Origin of the sequence: Agrobacterium radiobacter (assembly GCF_040801995.1) — a bacterium.
GTDB lineage: Bacteria > Pseudomonadota > Alphaproteobacteria > Rhizobiales > Rhizobiaceae > Agrobacterium > Agrobacterium radiobacter.
In genome coordinates this window covers 2,227,954-2,252,012 of the sequence record NZ_JBEGHX010000001.1, presented here as the reverse complement: position 1 = coordinate 2,252,012, position 24,059 = coordinate 2,227,954, and the positions used below count along the sequence as shown (strand labels likewise).

The window sequence follows — 24,059 nt, the reverse complement described above, 5'->3', positions numbered from 1 at the left end:
GCGTGTCTCTTTTGAAGTGGTGTTTGTCGGGGAACCGGTCACGCGGTTAGCGTGATCGGCGCCTTGTCGCCCTCGGGCGGCAGCCATTCGGCGATCCGGCGCGATATGTTTTCCAGACCATCCAGTTTCAGCCCGCGCGCATTGACGGAAGGCGGTGCGCGGTTTGGCAGCGCCTTCAGAGCTGCTGCCATTTTTGCCGGATTTTCGGCATCTTCCGGTAGAAGCATGTCGAAAAGGCCAAGCTCCGAGGCGCGGCTGGCGCGGATAAGCTGCTCTTCGCGCGGCACCGTGCGCGGCACGACGAGGGCGGGTTTGTCGAAAGACAATATCTCGCAGACGGTGTTGTATCCGCCCATCGAAACAACGGCCTGCGCGCCGGCGACGAGATCTTCCATGCGATTGTCGAACTCGATGATCTCGATATGCGGAATATCGGCGACGCTGTTCATGAAGCGCTGACGCTGATCCGCCGGCATATAGGGGCCGAGCACCACCAGCGCCTTATGCGTCAGTTCGCTGTCATGGCGATAGGCGTTGATGACGTCATCGATCAATTCGCTGCCATCACCGCCGCCGCCGGTGGTGACGAGAAGGTAATCGCCTTCCGGCCGATGCGATACGGTTTCGGCCTGCGTCTTGGACCTTTGCAGGAAACCGACGAAATCCATCTTGTCTCGAACGGTGTGCGGAACGTCGAGCCCCGTCAGCGGATCGTGGAAATCGGGCGGGCCATAAATCCAGACGTGGTCATAGAACTGGCCGATCTTTGTCATGACATTGTTGCGCTTCCACTCCGCTTCGAGCAGCTGCGGCGCATCCATGACGTCGCGCAGGCCGATGACGAGCTTGGTGCCCTGTCCCTTGAGATAGGCGAGCGTTTCCTCCACCTCGCCGCGCAGGCCCATGGGTTCCTTGTCGACGATGAAGATATCCGGCTGGAAGCTTTCTGCGGTGTGATAGATGATGGAGCGGCGCATCTTCAGCGTTTCCTGAAGATCGATATGCCTGTCCATCGAGGTATATTCGCCGTTGCGCAGCTTGATGACGCTCGGGATTTTCACGAAATCGACACGGGCGCGATAATCGAAGGCGCCGGCAATCGTCGCACCTGAAATGATGAGGACGTTGAGGCCGCGATAATCCTCCACCAGAGCATGCGCAATCGTGCGACACCGCCGCAGATGGCCGAGGCCGAAGGAATCATGGCTGTACATGAGAATGCGCGCGTCGTTCAAACGGGAGCTCATGGGCCAGACCTCTTTTTGCCTTTCACGATGAAGGCGGCGTCGGAAGGGCAGTGTATCAAGACGTATTCCATTTTATTTGAAGGGGTCCGCAGCATCACGTAGTCCGTCACCGAAGAAATTAAAGGCCAGAATGACGAGAACGACCGGGATCGTCGGTATGAGAAGCCACGGATATAGCGCAATGACGCTGACGCTGCGCGCCTCCGTGAGCAGAATTCCCCAACTTGTGATCGGTGGTCTGAGACCAAGCCCGAGAAAGCTCAGTGCGGTCTCGCCCAGGATCATGCCTGGAATCGTCAATGTGGCAGAGGCGATCAGGTGTGACATGAAGCCGGGAATAAGGTGTCTGCCGATGATGCGCGGCGTGCCCGCGCCCATCAATTGTGCAGACAAAACATAGTCTTCTTCGCGAAGCGCCAGCAGTTTTGAGCGCACGGCGCGCGCCAGCCCCGTCCAGTCCAGCATGCCGAGAATGATGGTGATGCCGAGATAGACGAGGATAGGGCTCCAGGTCACCGGCATGATGGCTGCAAGCGCCAGCCACAGCGGAATGCTGGGGATGGATTGCAGCACCTCGATGATGCGCTGGACGATCAGGTCGAAGGTGCCGCCGCGATAACCCGCCAGACCACCGATCACAATGCCGAGAACGAAGCTCATGGCGACGCCGAGAAGGCCGATGGTCAGCGAAATACGGGCGCCATAGATGATACGGGAGAGTACGTCACGGCCGAGACGATCCGTGCCGAGCAGGAACATTTCACCGCCTTCGGCCGGGCAAACGAGATGGGTTCTGCCCTCGAACAGGCCCCAGAAGTGATAGGTATCGCCCTTGCAGAAGAAACGCAGCGGCTGGATATCCGTCGGCACGTCCCGATAGACCCGTCTTAGATTGTCCATGTCGAGCGTCATTTCCCGGCCGTAAACGAAGGGGCCGACAAATTTTCCGTCATTGAACAGGTGAATGGCCTGCGGTGGCGCGTAGATGTGCTCGATATTGCGGGTATGGAGGTTATAGGGCGCGAGGAATTCGCTGATCAGGATCGAAAGGTAAAGCACCACCAGAAAAGCGCCGGACCAGACCGCGATCTTGTGCTGACGGAACTGCCACCACATGAGACGCAGCTGCGAGGCCTTGCTGAAGGCCGCCATTCCTGACGTGTTGGGTTCGATCAGCGACGGGTCGAAGGGCGCGGTCGAGACATAGTGGGGCAGCGCTTCGCCGGGGTTCGGAATGGATGAAGTCATTTGACGTTACCACCTCCGAAGCGGATTCGCGGGTCGAGTATGGCAAGGGCGATATCCGACACCAGAACGCCGATCACCGTCAGGAAAGCAAGGAACATCAGGAACGAACCGGCCAGATACATGTCCTGGCTCTGCAGCGCTCTGATGAGCATGGGGCCGGTGGTTTCGAGCGACAGGACGACTGCGGTGATTTCCGCGCCTGATATGATCGCAGGCAGGATCGAGCCGATATCCGAGATGAAGAAATTCAGCGCCATGCGCAGCGGATATTTGGTCAGCACCTTGAAGGGATGAAGCCCCTTGGCCCGGGCCGTCACCACATACTGCTTCTGCAATTCGTCGAGCAGATTGGCGCGCAGGCGGCGTATCATGCCGGCCGTACCCGCTGTTCCGATGATGAGGACGGGAATCCAGATATGTTCGAGGATCGATTTGAGCTTCGCCCAGCTCATCGCCTGGCTCAGATATTCCCGGTCCATCAGGTGGCCGATGGAGATGCCGAACCAGATATTGGCGAAATACATCAGGATCAACGCCAGCATGAAATTGGGAATGGCGATGCCGAGCAGGCCGAGGAAGGTGAGCCCGTAGTCACCCCAGCTGTATTTGTGCGTGGCGGAATAGATGCCGATTGGAAAAGCGAGGATCCAGGTGACGATGATGGTGACGAAGGACACCAGAACCGTCAGCCACAGGCGGTCTCCAACCACATCGCTGACCGGCAGCTGATATTCGAAGGAATAACCGAAATCACCGACGAGCATGCCGGTCGCCCAGCGGAAATAGCGGATCGGTGCCGGTTGATCGAAGCCATAGCGGACGCGCAACTCCTCGATTTCGGCAAGGTTCGCCGTTTCGCCCATGGCACGCAGCTCTGCGACGTAGCTTTCGAAATAATCGCCCGGCGGCAGTTCGATGATGGTGAAGACCAGCATCGAGATCAGGATCAGCGTGGGGATCATGACGAGGATGCGCTTTAAAATATACCGCAGCATATCAGGCGTCTCCGTCATACCAGAAGGCATCCGGCATGTAGACGCCGAGATAAGATGTGGGTTCGTAACCGAAAAGCGCCTTGTCCGGCACGTTTCGCATGCGTTTGACATGGACGACGGGTTGCAGCGCGCCGTTGACGATACCGATGGAAAACACCTGCTGCGTATAAATCCCGAGCATCTCCAGCCAGATGGCCTGACGTTCTTCCTCGGTGACGCTTCGGCGCCATTTTTTCAGGAGATCGAGCAGGTGCGCCGCCTCCGGCAGGTCAGGTTCCTTGCCCTCGCGGCCGCCGGAAAGATAATGGACGCCCCAGACCGGCCATTGCAGCTGGTCGTCACCGGTGGGCGCAAGGCCGGAAGGCAGCATATCAGGTGTCGGCACACCATTGTCCATGCCCATCCATACCGACATCAGCACCTCGCCGCCCATGGCGCGTTTGCGGAAAACATCGCGCTGGGTGGGGCGCACGGAAACAGCAATACCGATATGCCGCCAGTGATCCGTCACCAGCTCCATCACGTCGGTTTCGAGCGTGCTTTCACCAGTCGTCTCGACGATGATATAGGCCGGACGCCCATCCGGCAGGAGCCGAAGGCCGGCATTGTCGCGCTTGTCGAGACCGGCTTCATCGAGCAGCCTGTTGGCGGTTGCGCGGTCGAAGGCGCTCCAGGCATCCGCAAATTCCTGCCGGTAAAGCGGGCTTTCCGGCAGAACGGTATCGGCGCTCTCCTTCGCCAGCCCGTAAAAACAGACCATGTTGATTTCGTGCCGGTTGATCGCAAGGGACAAAGCACGGCGCACGCGTACGTCCTGAAAAGCGCTGCGCCAGACCGGATCGGCGCAATTCAGGTTGGGCAGAAGCGCGATGCGTGAACCCTGGGAGCGCTTGTAGAGGTTCACCTTCAGAGGAAAACGCTTTTCCGCATCCTTCAAAAAGGTGTAGTCGGCGAAATCGAGGCCAAAATATTGCAGATCGCTGTCGCCGGAGGCCGTCTTGGCCGAGATGATATCGGACGAGGTGACGTTCAGCAGGAACCGGTCGAGATAGGGCAGTTGCAGGCCGTTTTCATCGACGCGATGATAATAGGGGTTGCGTTCGAACACGAACTGTTCGGCTGGCGGCGCGGTTGTGTTTCGCCAGGCATCCAGTGTCGGCAAAGCAGGATTTTCCGGGCGCACCTGCCGCGACATCTTGATATGCAGCCCGCTCCAGTCATCCGCCTTGTTTTTCTTGATGAGTTTGGCGAGGTTTTCCGCAGTCTGATATTTGACGTGGAACTGCTTCATGTAGGCGGCGGGAAGGAACAGCCGCGCCGGCGAGGCGGCTGCGAGCTTGGCCAGAAAATCCGGGTTGGGGCCGTCCCAGCTGTAACGTACCGTCAGCAGGTCAATGACCTCGATCAGGGGTGGTTTGTTGTTGACCAGAAGTTCGATCGGAGGACCGCCCTTGTGGATTTCCTTGTTGAGGGCGACATCCTCCCAGAAATAGCGGAAATCCTCAGAGGTGAAGTCGCTGCCATCGGACCATTTGTGGCCCTCGCGCAGCTTGAAGGTGAAGATGCGTTCGTCCTGAACGTCGTAGCTTTCCAGAATATCCGGATGAAGCTCGAATTTTTCGTCATAACCGACGAGGCGGGCATAGCTGCTGATCGGCATCAGCCTGATATCACGCTGGCCGCCAATGAGCATGCGCACCGAGCCGCCATGTTTTCCTGGCTCACGGCCAAGCGCTTTCATGTCGATGACGCGCGGGTTTTTCGGCAGCCGTTCGGCTACGTCGGGCAATTCGCCCTTTTCCCGTTTTTCCTTGAAATAGGCGGGGTCGGTATAGGCGGCTCGCGCATAGGCCGGCAGGAAAACGGAGGCCAACAGGGCAAGGGTGGTGCGGCGCGTGATCAAGGGCGAAGCTCCCGGATATCGGCGTTGCCGTTTGCGAGAACGAAATGGCCGTCGCCCAGATCGGCGGAGATCATGTCGCCATCACCCTCATCGCGGAACTGCTTGCCCCAGTCGAATTTGCCCGTCGCGCTGATCTTGCCGATGGTGCGGAAATCGAGCGGCCGGTCGAGATCGGGGAAAGGTACAGCCGCCAGCAGCGATTTGGTATAGGGATGCACGGGAGCGCGCATCATGATTTCCCGCGGCGCCAGCTCGACGATGCGGCCCTCGCACATCACGGCCACGCGGTCGGCCATGTAATCCACCACCGCCAGATTGTGCGAGATGAAGAGATAGGTAAGCCCGAGGTCTTTTTGCAAATCCTTGAGCAGATTGAGGATTTGCGCCTGCACGGAGACATCGAGGGCGGAAACGGGTTCATCGCAGATCAGCAGTTCGGGTCCGAGCGCCAGGGCTCTGGCGATACCGATACGCTGCCTTTGGCCGCCCGAAAAACTGTGCGGATAACGATTAAGCGCGCTTTCTCCAAGCCCGATAGCCCTGACGAGATTGCGGACTTTCTCCGCGCGGTATTTCGCATCGCCCCGTCCGTGGATTTCGAGCGGCTCGCTCAGAATATTGCCCACGGTCATGCGTGGAGACAGCGACGATATCGGGTCCTGGAAGACCATCTGTATCTTCGACCGCAGCTCCTTGAGGTCGCCGTCCTTCGCATTGAGGACATCGATATCGCCCTGCGGCCGGTGAAAGGTCACCGAGCCTTCATCCGGGCGCACGGCGCGCATGAGGATTTTGCTGACGGTGGTTTTGCCGCTGCCGCTTTCGCCGACCAGGCCGAGGCATTCTCCTCGGCGGATTTCAAAACTGACGCTGTTGACCGCTTTGGTGGCGTTGGCGTCACCCTTGCGGAACCAGCTGGATTTGCGGGTTGTGAAGGTCTTGCTGATATTGTCCACGGTCAGAAGCGGGCCGGGAGTTTTATTGACCGCGGCGGTCTTTTTGCCGACCAGGCTTTCGTGGTCAATGTTGATTTCGCGCAGCGCCTTCAGCCTTTCGCCGGGCTTCATGTCGAAATGCGGTACGGCGGCCATCAAGCCTTTGAGATAGGGATGGCTTGGCGACTTGAAAATGTCATCGACCGTGCCCGCCTCCATGATCTCGCCCTGATAGATCACGGCGACCTCGTCGGCGATATTGGCCACTACGCCGAGATCGTGGGTGATGAGCAGCATGCTCATGTTCAGCCGGCTCTGGAGATCGCGCAGGAGCTTCAGGATCTGCGCCTGTATCGTCACATCAAGCGCCGTCGTCGGCTCGTCGGCGATCAGGAGCGCGGGGCGACAGATCAGCGCCATGGCGATCATGGCACGCTGGCGCATGCCGCCCGACAATTCGAAGGGATACATGTTCACGACCTTCTTGGGTTTGGAAAACCCAACGAGATCGAGCGTTTCATACATTTTTTCCGCACGTTCGGCCGGCGACAGGATGCTGTGGATTCTGAGCGCCTCATCGATCTGGTTGCCGATCGTATGCAGCGGCGAGAAGGACGTCATAGGCTCCTGAAAAATCAGGCCGATGCGGTTTCCGCGTATTGAACGGATTTCCCGCCCGTCCTTCGGCAATTGCAGCAGATCGATAGGGCCGGCTGCGGCATTTTCCGGATCGGTGAACAACACGCGGCCGTTCACGCGCGCCGTCTTGGGATGAATGCCCATGATGGTCTGGCCGATGACGGACTTTCCCGAGCCGGACTCGCCAACGAGAGCAGTGACTTTTCCCGGAAGAATGCGAAGGCTGGTACCCCTGACGGCATCGATGGTGCCGCCCATCAGAGAAAACGAAACCCGCAGATTTTCAATACGGAGCAAATCTGCGCCTGCGCTCATGCCAAAGGGTTCCTTGCCGTCTCTTTATTGTTACGTTGTGACAATTGCTCAGGAGGGCTTAAATCCACGTTATCGCAGGGTTTGTTGTCTGTCTATGCCTCTGAAACATCGAATTGTTTAGCAAATTCAAAGCCGGCTTCCGAAATAGGGCGGCTTGCCTGACAGCTCCTGTTTCGTGATATGTTAACGGGTGCTTTTGAATGAGGATCCATGTCCGACAAGAAATATTATGACGCTGAGCTCGATAAAGCCCGGCAGTTGCAAAATGACGGCCGATATGTGGAAGCCGACGCGCTTCTCTTATCGCTGGTTGCAGCAAAAGACGGACATCTGATGGGCGAACGGACGGTGCTCGGTCTGCCGCGCAGGCTGCATGCCGCGCGGCTGCGTCTCGCCAAGGCCGAGGGCGATATGGTCGCCAGGATCGGCTATCAATATACGCTGGTTCCGCCGCCACAGGTGCTGCAGAAATATGCGCGGTTTTCCACGGAAGAACGTCGCATCATCAGTCTCAAAAGCCGTGAAGACGTGCCAAGGCTTATCCACCAGATATGGATCGGGGAAAAAGCCCCGCCGGTATCGGTTGAGGCATGGGCCGCCCACGCTTCTAACCATGGTTACGACTATCGCCTCTGGCGGGAGGCTGATCTTGAGCGGGAAGGCGTGTTTTCGAACGGCATCTTCAAAACCATGCTGGACAAAGGCGATTATCCGGGTGCGGTGGATGTGGCCCGTTATATCCTGCTGGAGCGATTTGGCGGCATCTATCTTGATTGTGACTGGTATCCGGCGCGGGATGATGTGAGCTTCGATACATTCCTGCCCCTGGCGGGGCTGACGGTATTTGACGAAAAAACGCCGCGTGACACGGGGCAGGGCAGCATGCTGCTTGCCAATTCCTTCATCGCTGCGCCTACCGGACATCCGGTTTTTGGCAAAATGCTGGAGGCCTTTCCCGGGATCATCGAAGACATGCCGCGCGCGCCTGCCTGGTGGTCGACCGGTCCTTTGATATTCACCGTTATCGCCCGGGCCGGAAGCATCAGCCTCGCGCCGGCGTCGTTCGTCGCCGCGTCTCTTCCCGACCGCGCAGCTTTCGATGAGGTGGAAGTGGTCAGGCGGAAACTTTCCACTGAGGCGGGCGGGTTGCTGATCGCCTGGAAATCATGGTGAGATTTCGTCGACAAGGTCCTTGGAAGAACGCCAGCGGGCGGCGGGATGTTCGGCGGTCACTTCGAAAAGCCGTCTCAGGAAGCGCCATACATTGTCATCATGCACGAGATGATGGGTGAGGATGCCGGTCGCGCCGCCGTTCTCGGCGGTGTACAGGATGCGGGCGGCGGTCTCGGCGAAAAGAACATCGTCGTCACGGCCACCGCGGCTGCCGTGCCAGTCGATCACGTCGACATGGGTGTTCAGGCAGGGCGGCAGGGTGCTTTTCTCCGGGCCGAAAACGGACAAGGCGCGATATCCGAGGCCGGCCAACTCCTTCACGATACCGGCATCTATGCGGTTCCATGGCGGCACGAGCATAGGTACCAAGCGCCCACCATGCAGGTCGTGGAGTTTATCCAGCCCGGATTGCAACTCATCGAGAACGATGGCCGGATCGCGATGTGATCCGAGCTCCTGCTTCTTTTCTTTCTCCCCGGCATAATTCGCATGGGACCAGCCATGGACGGCGACCTGGGCGATATCAGACGTATCCAGATGCTGTGCGAGCCTGTCTGTCGTCATCTCGGGAATGACCGCGAGCGTGACCGGAGCGGAAAAGCCGGCGCAAAGATCGAGTAGCGTGTCGAGGGCCGGTGTCGGCTCCACCGCATCGTCGTCCCTGAGCCAGAGATCGGCCTTTATGCCGCGCCGCTCACATTCGTCCAGTGCCGCAACGAGTGTTTCCAGACTCATGATCTTCGCGCCTTTGCTTGCAGCAGGATATGGTTCAGCTCTTTTGCGGCGTTTTCCAAAGACCGTTCGTTCCTGACGAATTGCCGGGCCGCCCTTGCCAGTTCTTCACGCCTGTTGTCATCACCGATCAGGGTTTTAATCGCGTCGGCATAGGCGGCTGTATCATTCTCCGGTGTCAGTAATCCTGTGGTGCCGGATTTTACCACTTCGGGAACGCCCGCCACCTTTTCGGCCACGACGGGTAGGCCGGCGGCCTGCGCTTCGAGATAGGCAAGCCCATAGGCCTCGCCATGGCCCGGCCAGACATAGAGTGACGCTTTCGAAAGAAGCATGGCGATCTCGGACGCGGTTTTTTCCCCGTGCCAGACAAGGCGCTGATCCGGAAAAGCGCTGAACATGGCTTGTACGGCCGCGCGTTCCGGCCCATCGCCGACGATATCCAGCGTCCAGTTGATATCCTGCGGCAAAAGGGCGAGCGCTTCGGCAAGGGCGCGATAGCTGTCGAGCTTGTCACCCGCCCGCATCATGGCGACGGCAATCAACTTTGCCGGGGTCGGATTGGGTGTGTTTTTGAGAAAGGCCTCGGCATCGATAAAGGGCGGTAACATGGCCCATCGAAGGGCGGGCGAGGCCCGCACAAGCCCCTCGCGATCCCGCGCAGTGAGGCAGATATTGATCGATGCGACATTCAATGCGGCCAGCAACCGGTCTTGAACCACCTGCCAGCCCATCCCGTTGCGCTTGGGCGAATAGGATGCCTCGGCGGTGACGTAGGGAATATCGAAACGTCTGGCCAGTTCCGGCCCAAGCAAATCGAGGGCCTTGTAATAGGGGTGATAACAAAACCAGAGGTCCGGTGCGCCCTCCAGCTGCCAGCGCTGCGTGATGGTCTCGATTTCGCGCTCAGCAGCATCGGCAAGCGAAGCCCGCGCGGGATCATCCGGCTGTTTCAGGAAGCCGCGCAGTTCGGAGGCGATTGAAACCTCATGGCCCCCCATCGTCATCGCTCTCATCAGCAAACGGGCCATCAGCCGGTCGCCGGAGGGAACGGGATGGTTGGGTGATTTGAGCGGCGCATAAAAGGCGATCTTCATGGCGATGGTTGTGCGTTGCCGGCGGCTTGGGCGTCAACCGGAATTTGAAAGGCCCGAGCCTTGACAGGTCAGTCATTCTTGCCCAACTGAAAGGCATCTTTTGCACATGCGCGGAGCGTGACACGCTTTGACTTCCCCAGACATTTCCCAGAACCTGCTTTCCAGCATTGAAAACAGAAGCGCCAAAGCGGGGGTGATCGGCCTCGGCTATGTCGGTCTGCCGCTTGCCATGACGATCGCCAAGGGCGGTTTCGAGGTTGTCGGTTTCGATATCGATCCCGGCAAAATTACCGCGATCGAGGCCGGACACAGCTATATCGAGGCCGTTTCGGACGAGGTGCTGGCAAGTGTGAGGCAGGATGACGGCTTTGTCGCCACCTCGGATTTCTCCAGGCTGGCCGAATGCAATGTCATCGCCATCTGCGTGCCCACGCCCCTGACCAAATATCGCGAGCCGGATCTCTCCTATGTCGAAAAGACCTGCCGGGATATTGCCGCGCATCTGCGCAAGGGGCAGCTCGTGGTTCTGGAATCGACCACCTATCCCGGCACCACCGACGGGGTGGTGAAGACCATTCTGGAAAGCACCGGGTTTGTCTCCGGCGTCGATTTCTTCCTTGGCTTTTCGCCCGAGCGGGAAGATCCCGGCAATCGCGATTTCGAGACCTCGACCATTCCGAAGGTTGTCGCTGGCGATGGTGAGGCCGCTGGAAAGCTGATGGAGGCTTTTTACGGTTCGGTGGTCAAAAAAATCGTTCCGGTTTCGACCAATGCCACGGCGGAAGCGGTGAAAATCACCGAAAACGTCTTCCGTGCCGTCAATATCGCCCTCGTCAATGAACTCAAGGTCGTCTACGAGGCGATGGGTATCGACATATGGGAAGTGATCGATGCGGCGAAAACCAAGCCGTTTGGTTTCATGCCCTTTTATCCCGGTCCGGGTCTTGGCGGCCACTGCATACCGATCGACCCGTTCTATCTCACCTGGAAATCGCGGGAATATGAATTGCCAACGCGGTTCATCGAACTTGCCGGGGAGATCAATACCGGTATGCCGCGTCACGTCATCGGACGGGTTGCGGAGGCGCTCGATATTCATTCCGGCAAGGCGCTCAGCCGCTCAAAGGTGCTGGTTGTCGGTCTCGCCTACAAAAAGAACGTGCCTGACATTCGCGAAAGCCCCTCACTGAAGCTCATCGAGCTTATTCAGGAGCGCGGCGGCGAAGCGGCCTATTTCGATCCCTACGTGGCTGAAATCCCGAAAACACGGGAATATAGCCACCTCATGGGCATGAAATCCGTGCCGTGGGACAGGCAGGCGATCGGCGCCTTCGACGCCGTTCTCGTTGCGACTGACCATGACAATGTGGATTATGCCGCTCTAAGCGAATGGGCGCCGCTTATCATCGACACACGCAATGTTTTCGCGCGTCGGGATATAGCCGCAAAACACATCATCAAGGCCTGATAAAATGAGCAGACTCGATAGTTTCATTCGCCGGTTGACCGCGCAGCGGGATATCCTCAACCATGTCGCGGCCAATCTCGATCTGCCGGGTGAAGGGGCGCTTATGGAAATCGGCCTTGGAAACGGGCGCACCTTCAATCACCTGCGAGAGCTGTTCCCCAACCGCCGCATCATCGCTTTCGACAGGGCCATGGGTGCACATGCCTCCTCGGTTCCGGCGCAGGAGGATCTGGTGATCGGCGAAATATCGCAAACCGCTCCGGCTTTCATCGGCACGGAAGCGGCTTTCGTGCATGCCGATATCGGCACGGGCTATCCGGAAAAGGATGCGGTTACCCTTACATGGTTGCCCGATCTTGCTGCGGGCATGCTGGCAAAAGGCGGCCTCGCGGTCAGCGGGCTGCCTCTGGATCATCCCATGCTGAAGCCGCTGCCGGTGCCGGCAAGTGTGCCGACGGACCGTTATTTTCTCTATCGCAAGATTTGAGATCGGACGCCCCGACAGGTTTGTCGGGGCTACTTCATAAATAGCGCTCGCTCTCTTCCTTCGAGAGCAGGAAGACCCTCATCTGCGAGTTTCGGCCGCGAATGGCGATTTCTTCGCTCCTGAGATCGGCAATCTCCTGTCCCGCCTGAATGATGGCCGGTTCGGAAACGACGATGGCGGCGCCGAACTCCTTGGCCTTGGATTCGAGCCTGCTTGCCACGTTGACGGTATCGCCTATGGCCGTCAGGGTTTTTGCCGCGCCATATCCCATCACACCGACGATGCTCGGGCCGGAGTGAATGCCGACCACCACTTCCAGGCGGACGGCGAATTGTTTCTCCAACCCCTCGTTCAGGATGGCGATATCCCGCAATATGGTTGCGGCTGCCTTCATGGCGTTGCGACAGGCACGGTCCGCATCCTCGCCAAGTCCAAAAAGGGCCATGGCGCCATCGCCAATGAATTTGTCGAGATGACCTCCGGCGTGTTCGACGGCTTGGCCGACGATGGTGAAATAGCGGTTGAGAAGGAAGACGACATCATAGGGCAGCTTCGCTTCGGACAGCGTGGTGAAGTTACGCAGATCGCAGAAGAGGATGGCGATTTCTTCTTCACGGCCGGGTCGGGCCGGCTGTGCATCCGCGGGCAGATCGCTCTGCTGGGGCGGTGAAACGAGAAGCGCGATGTTGAGATCGCTCGTAGGGCGCAGCTGACAACCGAGCCGCACATCCGAATCGGCATGGATGCGCCTCAAGGTGGTCTGCTCTATCTCCCCGGGTGGCGGAAGCGGGCCCTTGCTGTTCAGAACCTTGACGCGACAGGTTGAGCAGCGTCCCTTGCCGCCACAGACGGAGTAGTGCGGGATGCCCGCGAGCCTGCTGGCTTCGAGAATGCTGAAGCCGGCCGGGATGCGTGCTTGTGCGCCCTGTTCATAGTGGATTTCGATGGCGGTCAACCGTTGCCGGAAGCTGCGCACGCCGCGCAATACGAAGACCAGCATGACCGCGCCGGCAAAAAGCGCTTCGGTCGTGCTGGTAATGAACCGGATTCGCGTTTCCATCTCCCTTTGCAGCGGGAGCTCGTCTCTCTGGATGGCGTAATCCGAGAGCCCGGGAGGAAGCGCGTATTTCCGATCGACTTCCTCCAGCCAGCGGCCCGCATCGCTGAAACCCAGCAAGGCCAGAAGCGGCAGCATCACTGCCACCGTCATGAAGAGCCCGGCGATTTTCGGATACCAGTCGCGATAACGCAGCCAGAAATAAAGGCCGATGCATCCGTGGATCCAGATCACGATCAATGCAAGGCTCTGCCATGCGCCGCTGACAGGATTATTGATCCACAGGCGGCGGATAACCGAATAATAACCGACGTCGATGCCATAGAGCATGTGCGATACGCGGATATTCACGGCATGGCCGATGATCAGAAACGGGATCGACAGGCCGAAAATGACCTGAAGCGCTTCGCGAAGCGGCATGCGCAGCGTTCTGCGCTGATAAAGCGAGCGCAGAACAAGGCAGACATGCACGACAACCGACCCATAAAAAAGCAGGCTGCTGACGGGATTGAGCCAGATCAGGCTGAACCATTTTCGCGCCCGTTCGGCGGTATCGATGGAGATGAGCGCGAGGGAGTGATTGAAAAGATGGGAAAATACGAAAGCAAATATGATGAGACCGGATAAAATCCGGGCGCGTCTCAAATTGGTCTCCGAAAAGAAACGGATCATGCAAATCCCATCATGTGGTCATCGACGCAGAATCATCATGTAGTATGTGGTGGCACCCCTTAGTGCAGGGTGTCTCGTGGCAATATCGTGGAGCAATTGATCGCAAACAGTCAATTGTGCGTGTTCGAATGCCTGCGTGCAAAAGATGTTGAATCAGGACTTCGAAAAAACGGTCGGCAAGATCAAATCTTCGCCGGAGCCAAGTTGCGATCAGAGTTCGATGATCTGGCCGTCCATGGCCGCGAACGCGCCGCTGAACAGAGCTTTTGCCTGTTTTTCGATGCTGTCCAGTTCCTCGTCGCTGCGGCTGGGGGCGTGGTGGATGAAACCGACATTTTTTGCGCCAGCGAGTTTGGCGAGGCGGATCGCCTGTTGCCAGGACGAATGGCCATAACCGCGATAAAGGCCCATTTCCTCATCGGTGAACATGGCGTCATAGAGGAAAAGATCGACATCCCTGATCAGGTCGAGCACGGTTTCGTCGATGCTGCCCGGCTCATGTTCGGTGTCGGTGATGATGGCAAGGGATTTTCCTTCCCAGTCCAGCCGGTATCCGATGGCGTTGCCGGGATGGTTGAGCATTCCGGTTCTGATCGAAAGGCCGGGATGCACGTCAAGCGCATCGCCGGGCAGGAAGTCCCGCGTTGCGATCTTGGCACAACAGATCTCCAGCGGCACGGGGAACCAGGGCGGGCTCATGAAATCCCTGAGCATTTCCCGGGTCGTCATGGTGCCGGCAAGGTGGCCCGACCAGATGGCCACATCGTTGGAGCTGTTATAAAAGGGCTTGAAATAGGGGAAGCCGACAATGTGGTCGTAATGGCAATGCGAGAAGAACAGGTTGACGTCGGTAATGCCTTCCGCCCGCAAGGCAAGGCCAGCGGGATGCAAGCCCGAACCCGCATCGAACAAAAGAACGTGATCGCCGCATCTTACCTCGATGCAGATGGTATTCCCGCCGTATTTTCGGAAGTTTTCACCTGAAACAGGAAGCGTTCCCCGCGCACCCCAGATCTTTACCCGAAAATTTCTATTACTTTCCCGACTTGCTGTGTCGGAATCGAACGCCATGACACACCCCAATAACAACGGAATCTTGCACGCTTTCCTCCCATGAAGCCCGTTGTCTCTATAGATTCTTATATCCGCTCGTTTCTGGCGGAAGCCTTTACCCCTTATTCAGTCAGCATTTCATTTATATTGCAATAGTACGACATTTATTTTTCCAATATCGCCATTCACGGTAGCAAGGAATTGCCGTTTATGTCCTGACGCTCGTTCGCGCTTTGCTCAGTTCCGCCGTCGTCTGGGTAAGGCGTTCGGCGAGAACACGCATGACCTTGATGGTGATGTCAGGGAAATCGGACATGAGCTTGAAGAACTGTTCCTTGCCGATGCGCAGGGCTTCCACATTGGTGGAGGCGCGAACGGTCGCTGTTCTGACGCTATCGCAAAGGATTGCGATTTCGCCGACAATGGCATTACCGGTCATTTCGGCCACTTTCAGCGTGCCCGAAGGGGAATCGACGAGAACATCGACTTTTCCGGTCAAGAGAACATAGGCCGCATCGCCGACGTCTCCCTGATGAAACAGTACGTCGCCAGCATGATAGGATACTCGGTCGGACGCGAATGCGAGTAGTTTGAGCTTTGACGGTTCCATTTCAGAAAAAAACGGGACCCTTTTCAGCATTTGAATTTCGTCTTTAAACAGCATTGACTTACCCTGTTCTTGTTCCACCTCGGTCACCTTCTTGGACTTATGTTGCGACCATGTCCTTGAATGTACCGTTTTCCTCGGCGAGAGTCTCGTAACTTCCGTCGGCGGTGATCAGACCCTGATGAACAACGATCACTCGCTTGAACATGCGAGAGAGCGTCGCATTCGACAGAACCCATATGATCGACGGGTTATTGTTGTTCTGTTTCAGGAGTGTGATGACCCGTTCAACAATTTCCTCCTGCTGTCGGGGATCGAGGCCGGGGAGAGGGCGGTTGAAGACGTAATAATCGGATTTGCGGATCAGCGCCCGTGCCAGATTGAGCTTCTGGCGCTGGAGCGGGCCAAGCCGTTTGCCGCCGGCGCCGAGGTTGAAGTCCAGACCCACCGCCAGCACGCGCTCATAGACACCCTGCTTGCGCATGACATCGGCCACGATGCGGGTGATGCGCCGCGAGGCGTCGGTGTAACGATGGCCGACCTTGCCGAAGAGGATGTTGTCCAGAAGGCTGGTAGCGCTCATGTATTTGGTCGGATCGTAGATTTCGATCACGTTTTTCAGGCTGTCGGGCAGGTTCTCATGGAACATGTGTCGGACTTCGACGATCCGGTTCATGATCTCCGGCGACAGCAGGCCGAAACGCTGGCGAGGCTCGATGTAGAAGAAGCTGAGCCGCAGCATTGCGCGCTTTTCGTTTTCATTGGCCTCGTCGAAACTCTTTCCCTGAAGCCGCTGCAGCATCTGCTGATAGACTGGAATGTCATCGGGGGTCATGAAGGTAAGCTGCTGGAAGAAGGGGTGATCTCCCGGCAGGTCGGCGAAGATTTCCACGATGTTTTCGGCAATCGTGTAACCCATTTCGAACAGGGTTTTGACGAGACCGGTTTCGCGCATCAGGGCGCGGAAATAGTCGCTTTCGATGACGATTCTGATCGTCTGGGACGAATCCCGCATGGTGCCGAACAGAAGGTTTTCACCGACCGTCGCCTCGCTGTTGTAGCTCTCCAGTTCAAAGGGTGCGATGAGGCCGCTCAGATTTTCCTTCTCCAGTTCGGCCCGCAGGACATGCCGCAACTCCACGATGCGGGCGGCAAGATGCAGGTCGGTCAAAGGATCGATCGACGAACGCAGCGCAAATTCCAGAATATCCTGTGAGAGCTCCACGCTGTCGAGGACGGCCAGAATGGCCTGGATAAGATTTTCCGGTTTGCCGTCGCCGGCCGGGCTTGAAGCGTAATCGATCCATTCGCTGTTGATATCGATCAGTGGATTTCCCGCCATTTTGGCTTCGCGGATTTCCCACTTGCGGTGTTCCAGCGCCGCGCCCTCATAGTCCCTGTCGGCAAGCGGGGCGTGTTTGAGGCCGTAAAGCAGATTGTCCTTCAGGCTGGCGTGGAAGAAGTAACTGTCCGAGGAGACATAAGAAATGCGCCGCCCGGTGAGCGATTCCGGCAGTTCCAATATGTCGACGTCGTTGATGCTGATCTTGCCAGAGGTTGGCCAGAGCGTGCGGCCGATCGCATCCGCCAGCGCCTCGGCGCCCGAGCCGCCGACGATGGCGATCACCTCACCCGGCTCGACCTTCAGCGATGCCTGCTCCAGAAGCCGGCTGCCGCTATCATCCTCGAGCGTCAGATTGGCGACGACGATCGGGGCGCTGATTGCAGCAACGGTGCCGGGAGACAGTTTCTGCACCTTCTCTTCGATCATGTTCGGGGCATCGAACTGCTCGAAGACCTGCTCGTATTTCACCTGCACGTCCTGGCGTGCCTGATCCCAGTCGATCAGTTCTTTCAGCGGTCCCGGCAGTTCCTTATAGGCATTGATGACGGCGACCAGCTGCCCGACATCGAGACTGCCCTTCAGTGTGAGATAACCGCCGAGCGCATAAAAGAAGAAGGGTGTCAGCTGCGCGAGGAAGTTATTGATGAATTTGACCAGAAACTTCCACTGGTAGAGATCGTAGCGGATCTTGAAGATGTCGCCGAGGCGATGCGAGGCATCCGCGCGCTCGTAGTTGGAGGTGTCATAGGCGTGGATGGTGCCGATACCGTCGACCATTTCGCCGATGCGTCCGGCAAGCTGGCGGGCGCTCAGCTGCCGCTGGCGGCCGAGCTCGATGAGGCGGCGGCGCATTTTGGGAATGATGCCCACCTGGATTGCCGCCATGAAAGCTGCGATCAGGCCCAGCCAGAAATTCTGAACGAGAATGAAGAAGAGCGCGGAGAGCGCCTGGCCGCCGAGAAGGGCCGGCTGCACGAAGGCGTCGCCGGTAAAGCCGCCGAGCGGCTCAACCTCGTCCTTCACCATGCTGGAGATTTCAGCGCCCTTGACCCGTTTGAAATGGGAGGGTGGGAACCGCAGAATCTTGTCTATGAGCTCGAAGCGGATACGCCGCAGAAGTCGTTCGCCGAGGCGACCCTTGAAGGTATTGATATAATATTTGAAAAGACCGTTGATGACGACAAGCGCAAGGAACGTCAGGCTGAGCGCCATCAGCATCGACATGCGGTTGAGCTCAAGCCCGGGGAATAATGTCACGGTGCCCCAATAGGGAATATCGACCGTGAGATGCATGAAAAGCTGCGTCGCATTCGCCCCTTCGAAACCATCCCCCTGAATTGGGCCGTTGACGATCTGCTTGGGCAGATCGAAGGCGAGGAAATAGGGGATCATCGAGAGGGCCACGATCAGCAGAATGAAAAGCTGCTGCCGCCTCGTGTGCGACCAGATATAACGCGTAAGGCTTTGTTCCATATAAAACTTCTATGACCTGGCGGGCGAGGCCCGGCGTGTTGGTTTGCGCGGTGTCTAGACGATCCGGTGGCCGGGTGGCGCAACCTCCTCCTGCAAATAGGTGTGGGACTCGCTATTTATCAGTATATTCAAGCGGTTTCGAGCAAAATAGCGGCCCTGCCGAGACTTCTCCGTCACCCCCGCTTTTGTTTTTGCAACGTGTGGGCGACAAGGGATATAAATGCGACTATATTTTTAGACTTCTCTAATATTGTTGTTTTTATTGTAGATCAGGCGTTAAGACGCTTCGATGCAATGATCCCGCGAGGGTTGAGCCAGACACTGGCGCAATGATGGCAAGGTCGATGGCGATAGATATTTCAGAGCGTGCAGGCAGCGATCCGTCCCTTGATGCATTGTCGCTTTCCGGCATTGCCTCGCATGGGGCGGTTGCGCATCCGGTTTCTTTTGACGGGCTCACCGGGATTTTCCATCCGGCGCACAAGCAAGTCAGGCAAGGCCATGCCGTTCTTTTCGTCAGCCCATGGGGCATGGAGGAGCTCTGCAGCCGCAAGTTTCAACGGGTACTGGCCGAGCGGCTGGCCGCCTGCGGTGTCGCTAGCCTTCGATTTGATTATCTCGGCGCGGGTGACGCGCTTGACCCTGATGATGCGGGCCGCGCGGCGGACTGGGTTTCGGATGTGCGCGTAGCGCTCAACTGTCTGAAGCGTCTTTCCGGCTGCACTGAGGTGGTTGTCGTCGCTCAGGGCCTCGGTTGTCTGATAGCGGCACAGGCGTTTGCCGATGTGGCCGAAGCGGGTTCCATGGCGTTTCTGGCGCCTGTCGTTTCCGGCCGCGCCTATCTGCGTGAGTTGGCGATGTGGTCGTCGATGATCGACGATGGTTTAGGCCTTCGGCCCGCGCAGAGGATGATGGAAGCGGGATCGATTGCCGGCATGACCATGCCTGCGGGTGTTGCGGATGCGATCAGGAAGACCAATCTTTCCAATCTCGCGGCTGCTCCGGCGCGCACCATTCTGGCTCTCTCCCGACCGGGCCGCGTGACCGATGCCGATTTCGCCAAACATCTTGCCACGACCGGCGCTAAGGTGGAGGAGGCGGAGTTTTCAGGTTACGACGATCTCGTCTCCAGCCCGACGCTCTCGAAAATATCCGACGATGTGGTCAATCGGCTGGTCGACTGGGTTCTCTCTCAGACCCACGCCGAGAGTGCGGCGATGCCTCTGGAGGATTTCACCCTCAATGCTCCGCAGCGCGGTCGCGGTTTCGTCGAGCAGCCGGTGCAGTTTGGAGATGGCGGACGGCTTTTCGGCGTTTTTTGCGGGCCAGATGATGGGGATGTGGTTTCTTCGGTTCTTCTACTTGGCGCTGCCTATGACCGGCATGCGGGCTGGGGCAGGCTTTCCGTTCAGATGGCCCGAGCATTGGCGCGTGAGGGTGTGGCATCGCTTCGCTTCGACGCGGCCAATATTGCCGACAGCCCTCCGGTCAAGAATGTGCCTGAGCAGGTTCTCTACGATGTCGCGCAGAATGACGACGTGGCTGCCGCACTCGATTTTCTCGGCAAGCGCGGCAAGGGGCCTTTCATTGCGGCGGGCCGGTGCAGCGGCGCTTATCTCGCCTTCAACGGCGCAATCGCCGATGAGCGGATCGGTGCGGTTGTCGCGGTCAATCCGGTGGTCTTCCATTGGCGCAAAGGCCGCTCGGTGGATGAGGCCTTGCATAAACGGCCGCGTTCCTTCGGGGAATACAGCCAGCGCTTTCGCCAGGGCGCGACATTCAAGCGTCTCATCAGCGGCGATGTCGATGTGGCAAGTGCCGGACTGAATATCGTCAAGGCGACGATCAAGAGGCTTTCGACAAAAACGGCGAGGCTGTTCCGCAGGGGGAGCGAGGAAGGGCGTGCCGTTTATGGCGCGTTCGACAAATTGAAGGCGAATGATACCGCCGTCCATCTGCTTTACAGCGACAACGATGATGGTCTGGAGCACTTCCAATATTATTTTGATGCCAATGGCGAAGGGCTATCAGCCTATCAGAACGTGTCGCTGACCATCATTCCTGATGCCGATCACAATCTTTCAACGCCTGAAGCCAAACAAACCTATATCGACGCGGTGAAGCGACTGGCTCTCGAGCATTTGCAGTAAAAACGCTTAGCGGTCGTGCCCTAGAAGGAAAATCGCCGGCTGGAACCGAGTGACACGACCTCTCCGGAAGGAGGAGCTTCTGTCGCCGGGGTCTCCGGTAGGAGGCCGATTTTTCTGGTCTCGCCAGGGCCGAGATGGAACCAGTTTTCCGACGCGCGGTAACCCTGCACCTCGACATGGACGGACTGCGCCAGCCGGTCCGCGCCGATTTCAAGAGACCAGTTGCCGCTCGTTTCGCTGAGCGCGACCTGAAGGTTCGCGGCATGCAGCGCCTTTTTACGGCCGAGAGGGAAATGGAACGCGTCGGCGATGACATGTCCTGTCGCAACGTCGCGAAGCCTGGCGACCGTTACATCATGGGACGGAGGGCCGAAACGATAGGCATAGGTCGTATCGAAAAAGGCGCCGAACAAATCTGTTGCGGCAATCGTCTGGCCCTGCCGCGGCAAAAGCGTGAGCGGTCGTTTGGCGTGAACGACAGGTTGCACACCTTCGCGCAGGCAGGTCAGTTCCAGCATGGCTTCAAAGCCGCCGCCGGTCTCGTTGATGAGATGGATATCCAGCCCGTTCGTGCCCTCATCTGAAAGGCCGACCTGAATGGGACGGAACGCCCTTTTCAGTGCATGCCAAACGGATTTCGGCCTGCCGGTCGCATCGATAATGCCCCAGCCCGCGCCGGGAACGAGATCCTGCAGGGTCCAGACCAGAGCGCCCTGACAGGAGGAACCGCTGCGCCGCCATTCGGCAAAAGTCGCCTCCATGACCTCGGCCGTCGCGGCCCGGGACATGTCGAGATAAAGGCCGCCATCTTCGCGACGCAGCACGTCCGGTTCGACGTCGTAGAGCAGTTTCAGATAGTGATCGCGAACATCCTCGAAATCCCAGGAGGCGCCACGATCACGCGGTGCGCGGGCTTTCCACCGTGGATCGTGCACGGCGACGCCGGGAAGATATCTGTCCAGCGTTTCCTGTTCGGGAATATTGGCGAAGGCGAGGCACTCGGCGGCAAAGCGCAGATTGGCGCGGCGCGCATCTTCCAGCGGGCGGCAATAGGCGCCCACGCCGTAATAATGGCCGACCCCGACGTTGGGAAAGAAGGGCAATGCGCCGCCGGAAGGGGAATTGGCGACATAGGCTGCATCTGGCCGCTTCTCGGCGAGGAGTTCCGGCAGGACTTCCTCGGTAAGCGTTCCCTTCCATATCTGCTCTGGCAGGCCGAGCATAGCTCCCTGCTGGTACATTTCACTGCCGCCGCAGAAAACGGCAAGCGATGGAGAAAGCGCGATCGCTTCCAGGAACTGCGAGATTTCCGTCACGATATGCTGGCGCAGGCTCTCGTCCTTTGCCGGGTAATCGAAATTGGCGAGCATGGCATCCTGCCAGACCATGATGCCAAGCTCGTCGCAAAGCGCGAAGAATTCCGGCGTCTCATAGGCCATGGTGCCGCCGATGCGGATCATGTTCATGCCCGCTTCAGCGGCTTTTCTAAGCCATGGTTCATAGTCCGGCCGCGTTCCCGGCAGGCGCACAATATCGGCCGTCGTCCATACCGCGCCGCGGCAGAATACCTGCTGACCGTTCACCTTGAGGCCGAAACCGTTGCCGTCTTCGCCGTGATCGATCTCGACTTGCCGGAAGCCCGTGCGCCCAAGGTGATGTTGCGTGCCGTCCAGCTCGAGAACGACCTCATGCAGAGCCGGCCTGCCATGGGTATGCGGCCACCATTGTTCGACATCGGATATGCGCAATTCGCCGGAAAGCTTGCCGCCCTCGTCCGGAGAAAGATCGGCGCTGTAACCGGCACAGCCAAGCCTTGCCGATTTTATCGGGCGGTTGCTTTGCAGCACGATGCTGACCGTTCCCGTTCCGTCTCCGTCCAGCGAAGACCGGAGCGTGCAGAGCACTCCGTCCTGCCTTATCAGGCTGATGGGTCGCCAGGGGCCGGCGGCGTGGATTTCCGGGCACCATCCGGGCATGTAACCCAGTGCAGTGGTGCGGATCAGCCGCAAGCCCTGCGTATTCATCATTTGCGGCCGCCAGCGGGCGCGGGGCCCGGTTTTTTCAAGTCTCGGCGCAAGCGCCCGGAAGCAGATCGAAAGTTCGTCTGCGCCCGTTAGTTCGACAGGCACTTCCAGCCTTTCGAACATGCTCTGGCTTGCGGCGATCAGCTCACCGTTGAAGAAGATTTCGGCAATGGTGGAGAGACCATCGAAGCGCAGTGTGGCGCGTTCGCGCGTATCGGAAATCATCGTCAGCCGATACCAGGCATCCCTGTCATTGAGGGGCGCTGGAGCAAGGCGGTCGAACTTTTCGGCCGATTCCAGAGCCTGCGCCACGGTTCCGGGCACGGAGACGTGAAGGCTTTCAAGCGATGCGGGAATATCGGAGGGTGTTTCGCAGGCATCGGCGGGCGTCAGCGTCAGCGTCCAGCCTTCGCTCAGCAATTCCTCGCTTTCACCCGGAAGATAGGTCCTCACGCTGCCTCGCTGGCATCAGACAGTTTGGCCGCAAGCGCTTCCATCACGTCATCCCATGCATCCGCCGCCGGATCGAGTACTGACGCGAGCGCATCGAACTTGCGCCGGGTGACGGCGCGGGCAAGCTGGAACTGTACCGTCTTGGCGACTTCGGATATGCGCAGCGCGTGATCCCTCGCTTCAGCGAATTCATTCCTGTCCAGCCACTCGAGATGGCTTGCCAAAAGCTCGAAGTTGGCGCCGAGCTGACGCAGCGTGTTGAAGGCATATTTGTGGAAAAAACCGAATGGCCTGTCGGCAACCTTTTCCACCTGTGCCGGAAAGACGCTTGCGAAAGCCCTGACCGGGTTGGCGGAGGGTCGGCGCGAAAAATGAAACTTCAAGAGCCGTTCGGCGGTCTTGCGAATATGCGTCGGCGAAGGATTGCCGTCAGCGAATTTCGCAAACTCCGTATAGGGCAGGAAGGGCGGATCGGTTTCCGCCAGATGATGCTGGAACAGGCCGTCAAAATCTTCGCCTGCAAGATGGAAGAAGCCGGCATTGTGGAAATAGTCGAGTTCACGTTTCGCGAGGTCGAGCCGGTTGATGGCGATGGTGGTCTTGCCGTGTTCTTTCTGGTAGCCCACCCCATGGGTATCGGGCATATAGAAGCTGTCCATCTCGATCAGGCAGATGCGGCCGCGTTCCAGCTGCGCCTCGATATGGTTTTCCACCCTGTCGAAGATCGCAAGTTCGGTGGCGCGAACGCCATAAAGTGCTTCGAGATCTTCCAGCGGCACCTTGAAGAAGGTGAACTGGTCGCCTTCGAAATCCTGTGTCAGGGTGAAACCGAACATGGCTTCCGGGGATAAGCCTTTCGAGGCCAGCACCTCGATCCACAAATCGATGTAGCAATTCGTTTCCGGCCACATTCTCTCGGAGGAATGGAGCGGATGCTGCACATAATTTTGGGGGTCGAGACCGGGAAAAATCTGCCGCATGAATGA

Annotated in this window: 17 protein-coding genes; 4 read left to right on the top strand and 13 right to left on the bottom strand. The window is 58.2% G+C overall.

The features are described 5' to 3' along the window. Positions 1–38: 38 nt before the first annotated feature. The 5 genes from MRBLRC7O_RS11210 to MRBLRC7O_RS11190 form a co-directional block, all read right to left on the bottom strand. Positions 39–1,247, bottom strand: a complete 1,209-nt coding sequence (locus MRBLRC7O_RS11210) for a glycosyltransferase family protein (protein ID WP_003504889.1) — start codon at positions 1,245–1,247, stop codon at positions 39–41. Between the two features lie 72 nt (positions 1,248–1,319). Next, positions 1,320–2,495: an ABC transporter permease gene (locus MRBLRC7O_RS11205; protein ID WP_003504888.1), complete on the bottom strand. Its 1,176-nt coding sequence runs from the start codon at positions 2,493–2,495 to the stop codon at positions 1,320–1,322. Beyond that, on the bottom strand, positions 2,492–3,490 hold the full coding sequence (locus tag MRBLRC7O_RS11200; protein ID WP_003504887.1) for an ABC transporter permease: 999 nt from the start codon (positions 3,488–3,490) through the stop codon (positions 2,492–2,494). The genes MRBLRC7O_RS11205 and MRBLRC7O_RS11200 overlap by 4 nt, the downstream gene beginning before the upstream one ends. Position 3,491: 1 nt before the next feature. Further along, positions 3,492–5,393, bottom strand: a complete 1,902-nt coding sequence (locus MRBLRC7O_RS11195) for an ABC transporter substrate-binding protein (protein WP_003504886.1) — start codon at positions 5,391–5,393, stop codon at positions 3,492–3,494. Next, positions 5,390–7,282 carry an ABC transporter ATP-binding protein gene (locus MRBLRC7O_RS11190; protein WP_003504884.1) on the bottom strand — a complete coding sequence of 631 codons (1,893 nt, stop codon included), beginning with the start codon at positions 7,280–7,282 and terminating at the stop codon, positions 5,390–5,392. The genes MRBLRC7O_RS11195 and MRBLRC7O_RS11190 overlap by 4 nt, the downstream gene beginning before the upstream one ends. A gap of 210 nt (positions 7,283–7,492) precedes the next feature. On the opposite strand from MRBLRC7O_RS11190, the gene MRBLRC7O_RS11185 reads away from it, so the two are divergent. Beyond that, positions 7,493–8,455 carry a glycosyltransferase family 32 protein gene (locus MRBLRC7O_RS11185; RefSeq protein ID WP_003504882.1) on the top strand — a complete coding sequence of 321 codons (963 nt, stop codon included), beginning with the start codon at positions 7,493–7,495 and terminating at the stop codon, positions 8,453–8,455. On the opposite strand, the gene MRBLRC7O_RS11180 is transcribed toward MRBLRC7O_RS11185, so the two are convergent. Both MRBLRC7O_RS11180 and MRBLRC7O_RS11175 read right to left on the bottom strand, forming a co-directional pair. Then, the gene (locus MRBLRC7O_RS11180; protein WP_003504880.1) at positions 8,447–9,190 is read right to left on the bottom strand and encodes a polysaccharide deacetylase family protein; all 744 of its coding nucleotides are present in this window, start codon (positions 9,188–9,190) and stop codon (positions 8,447–8,449) included. The genes MRBLRC7O_RS11185 and MRBLRC7O_RS11180 overlap by 9 nt on opposite strands. After that, positions 9,187–10,284: a glycosyltransferase family 4 protein gene (locus MRBLRC7O_RS11175; RefSeq protein WP_080866454.1), complete on the bottom strand. Its 1,098-nt coding sequence runs from the start codon at positions 10,282–10,284 to the stop codon at positions 9,187–9,189. Before MRBLRC7O_RS11175 ends, MRBLRC7O_RS11180 begins: the two co-directional genes overlap by 4 nt. Before the next feature lie 127 nt (positions 10,285–10,411). On the opposite strand from MRBLRC7O_RS11175, the gene MRBLRC7O_RS11170 reads away from it, so the two are divergent. Further along, complete coding sequence (locus MRBLRC7O_RS11170; RefSeq protein WP_153315648.1) at positions 10,412–11,752, top strand: nucleotide sugar dehydrogenase; 1,341 nt, start codon at positions 10,412–10,414, stop codon at positions 11,750–11,752. 4 nt (positions 11,753–11,756) lie between these two features. Then, complete coding sequence (locus tag MRBLRC7O_RS11165; protein WP_003504873.1) at positions 11,757–12,239, top strand: class I SAM-dependent methyltransferase; 483 nt, start codon at positions 11,757–11,759, stop codon at positions 12,237–12,239. A gap of 34 nt (positions 12,240–12,273) precedes the next feature. Here the strand turns inward: MRBLRC7O_RS11165 and MRBLRC7O_RS11160 are convergent, their stop codons facing one another. The 4 genes from MRBLRC7O_RS11160 to MRBLRC7O_RS11145 all read right to left on the bottom strand — a co-directional run bounded on the left by MRBLRC7O_RS11160 (position 12,274) and on the right by MRBLRC7O_RS11145 (position 18,446). Continuing rightward, positions 12,274–13,968 carry an adenylate/guanylate cyclase domain-containing protein gene (locus MRBLRC7O_RS11160; RefSeq protein ID WP_003504871.1) on the bottom strand — a complete coding sequence of 565 codons (1,695 nt, stop codon included), beginning with the start codon at positions 13,966–13,968 and terminating at the stop codon, positions 12,274–12,276. Between the two features lie 210 nt (positions 13,969–14,178). Next, entirely contained in the window at positions 14,179–15,039 is an 861-nt protein-coding gene (locus MRBLRC7O_RS11155; protein WP_050816427.1) for an MBL fold metallo-hydrolase, read from the bottom strand. Between the two features lie 190 nt (positions 15,040–15,229). Then, a complete protein-coding gene (locus tag MRBLRC7O_RS11150) occupies positions 15,230–15,685 on the bottom strand; it encodes a cyclic nucleotide-binding domain-containing protein (RefSeq protein WP_060725438.1) in 456 nt (151 codons plus the stop codon). 43 nt (positions 15,686–15,728) lie between these two features. Further along, positions 15,729–18,446 carry an ABC transporter ATP-binding protein gene (locus MRBLRC7O_RS11145; RefSeq protein WP_003504864.1) on the bottom strand — a complete coding sequence of 906 codons (2,718 nt, stop codon included), beginning with the start codon at positions 18,444–18,446 and terminating at the stop codon, positions 15,729–15,731. A 344-nt stretch (positions 18,447–18,790) separates the two neighbouring features. On the opposite strand from MRBLRC7O_RS11145, the gene MRBLRC7O_RS11140 reads away from it, so the two are divergent. Continuing rightward, positions 18,791–20,596, top strand: a complete 1,806-nt coding sequence (locus tag MRBLRC7O_RS11140; protein ID WP_080866453.1) for an alpha/beta fold hydrolase — start codon at positions 18,791–18,793, stop codon at positions 20,594–20,596. 20 nt (positions 20,597–20,616) lie between these two features. On the opposite strand, the gene MRBLRC7O_RS11135 is transcribed toward MRBLRC7O_RS11140, so the two are convergent. Together MRBLRC7O_RS11135 and MRBLRC7O_RS11130 are read right to left on the bottom strand one after the other, a co-directional pair. Continuing rightward, positions 20,617–23,073: a beta-mannosidase gene (locus tag MRBLRC7O_RS11135; RefSeq protein ID WP_080866452.1), complete on the bottom strand. Its 2,457-nt coding sequence runs from the start codon at positions 23,071–23,073 to the stop codon at positions 20,617–20,619. Next, positions 23,070–24,053, bottom strand: a complete 984-nt coding sequence (locus MRBLRC7O_RS11130) for a DUF1839 family protein (protein WP_060725442.1) — start codon at positions 24,051–24,053, stop codon at positions 23,070–23,072. The genes MRBLRC7O_RS11135 and MRBLRC7O_RS11130 overlap by 4 nt, the downstream gene beginning before the upstream one ends. Positions 24,054–24,059 lie beyond the last annotated feature (6 nt).

Coding starts and splice junctions, on each gene's coding strand:
- MRBLRC7O_RS11210 (WP_003504889.1), bottom strand. CDS start 1,247: ATGAGCTCCCGTTTGAACGACGCGCGCATTCTCATGTACAGCCATGAT.
- MRBLRC7O_RS11205 (WP_003504888.1), bottom strand. CDS start 2,495: ATGACTTCATCCATTCCGAACCCCGGCGAAGCGCTGCCCCACTATGTC.
- MRBLRC7O_RS11200 (WP_003504887.1), bottom strand. CDS start 3,490: ATGCTGCGGTATATTTTAAAGCGCATCCTCGTCATGATCCCCACGCTG.
- MRBLRC7O_RS11190 (WP_003504884.1), bottom strand. CDS start 7,282: ATGAGCGCAGGCGCAGATTTGCTCCGTATTGAAAATCTGCGGGTTTCG.
- MRBLRC7O_RS11185 (WP_003504882.1), top strand. CDS start 7,493: ATGTCCGACAAGAAATATTATGACGCTGAGCTCGATAAAGCCCGGCAG.
- MRBLRC7O_RS11180 (WP_003504880.1), bottom strand. CDS start 9,190: ATGAGTCTGGAAACACTCGTTGCGGCACTGGACGAATGTGAGCGGCGC.
- MRBLRC7O_RS11175 (WP_080866454.1), bottom strand. CDS start 10,284: ATGAAGATCGCCTTTTATGCGCCGCTCAAATCACCCAACCATCCCGTT.
- MRBLRC7O_RS11165 (WP_003504873.1), top strand. CDS start 11,757: ATGAGCAGACTCGATAGTTTCATTCGCCGGTTGACCGCGCAGCGGGAT.
- MRBLRC7O_RS11160 (WP_003504871.1), bottom strand. CDS start 13,968: ATGATCCGTTTCTTTTCGGAGACCAATTTGAGACGCGCCCGGATTTTA.
- MRBLRC7O_RS11155 (WP_050816427.1), bottom strand. CDS start 15,039: ATGGCGTTCGATTCCGACACAGCAAGTCGGGAAAGTAATAGAAATTTT.
- MRBLRC7O_RS11150 (WP_060725438.1), bottom strand. CDS start 15,685: ATGCTGTTTAAAGACGAAATTCAAATGCTGAAAAGGGTCCCGTTTTTT.
- MRBLRC7O_RS11145 (WP_003504864.1), bottom strand. CDS start 18,446: ATGGAACAAAGCCTTACGCGTTATATCTGGTCGCACACGAGGCGGCAG.
- MRBLRC7O_RS11140 (WP_080866453.1), top strand. CDS start 18,791: ATGGCGATAGATATTTCAGAGCGTGCAGGCAGCGATCCGTCCCTTGAT.
- MRBLRC7O_RS11130 (WP_060725442.1), bottom strand. CDS start 24,053: ATGCGGCAGATTTTTCCCGGTCTCGACCCCCAAAATTATGTGCAGCAT.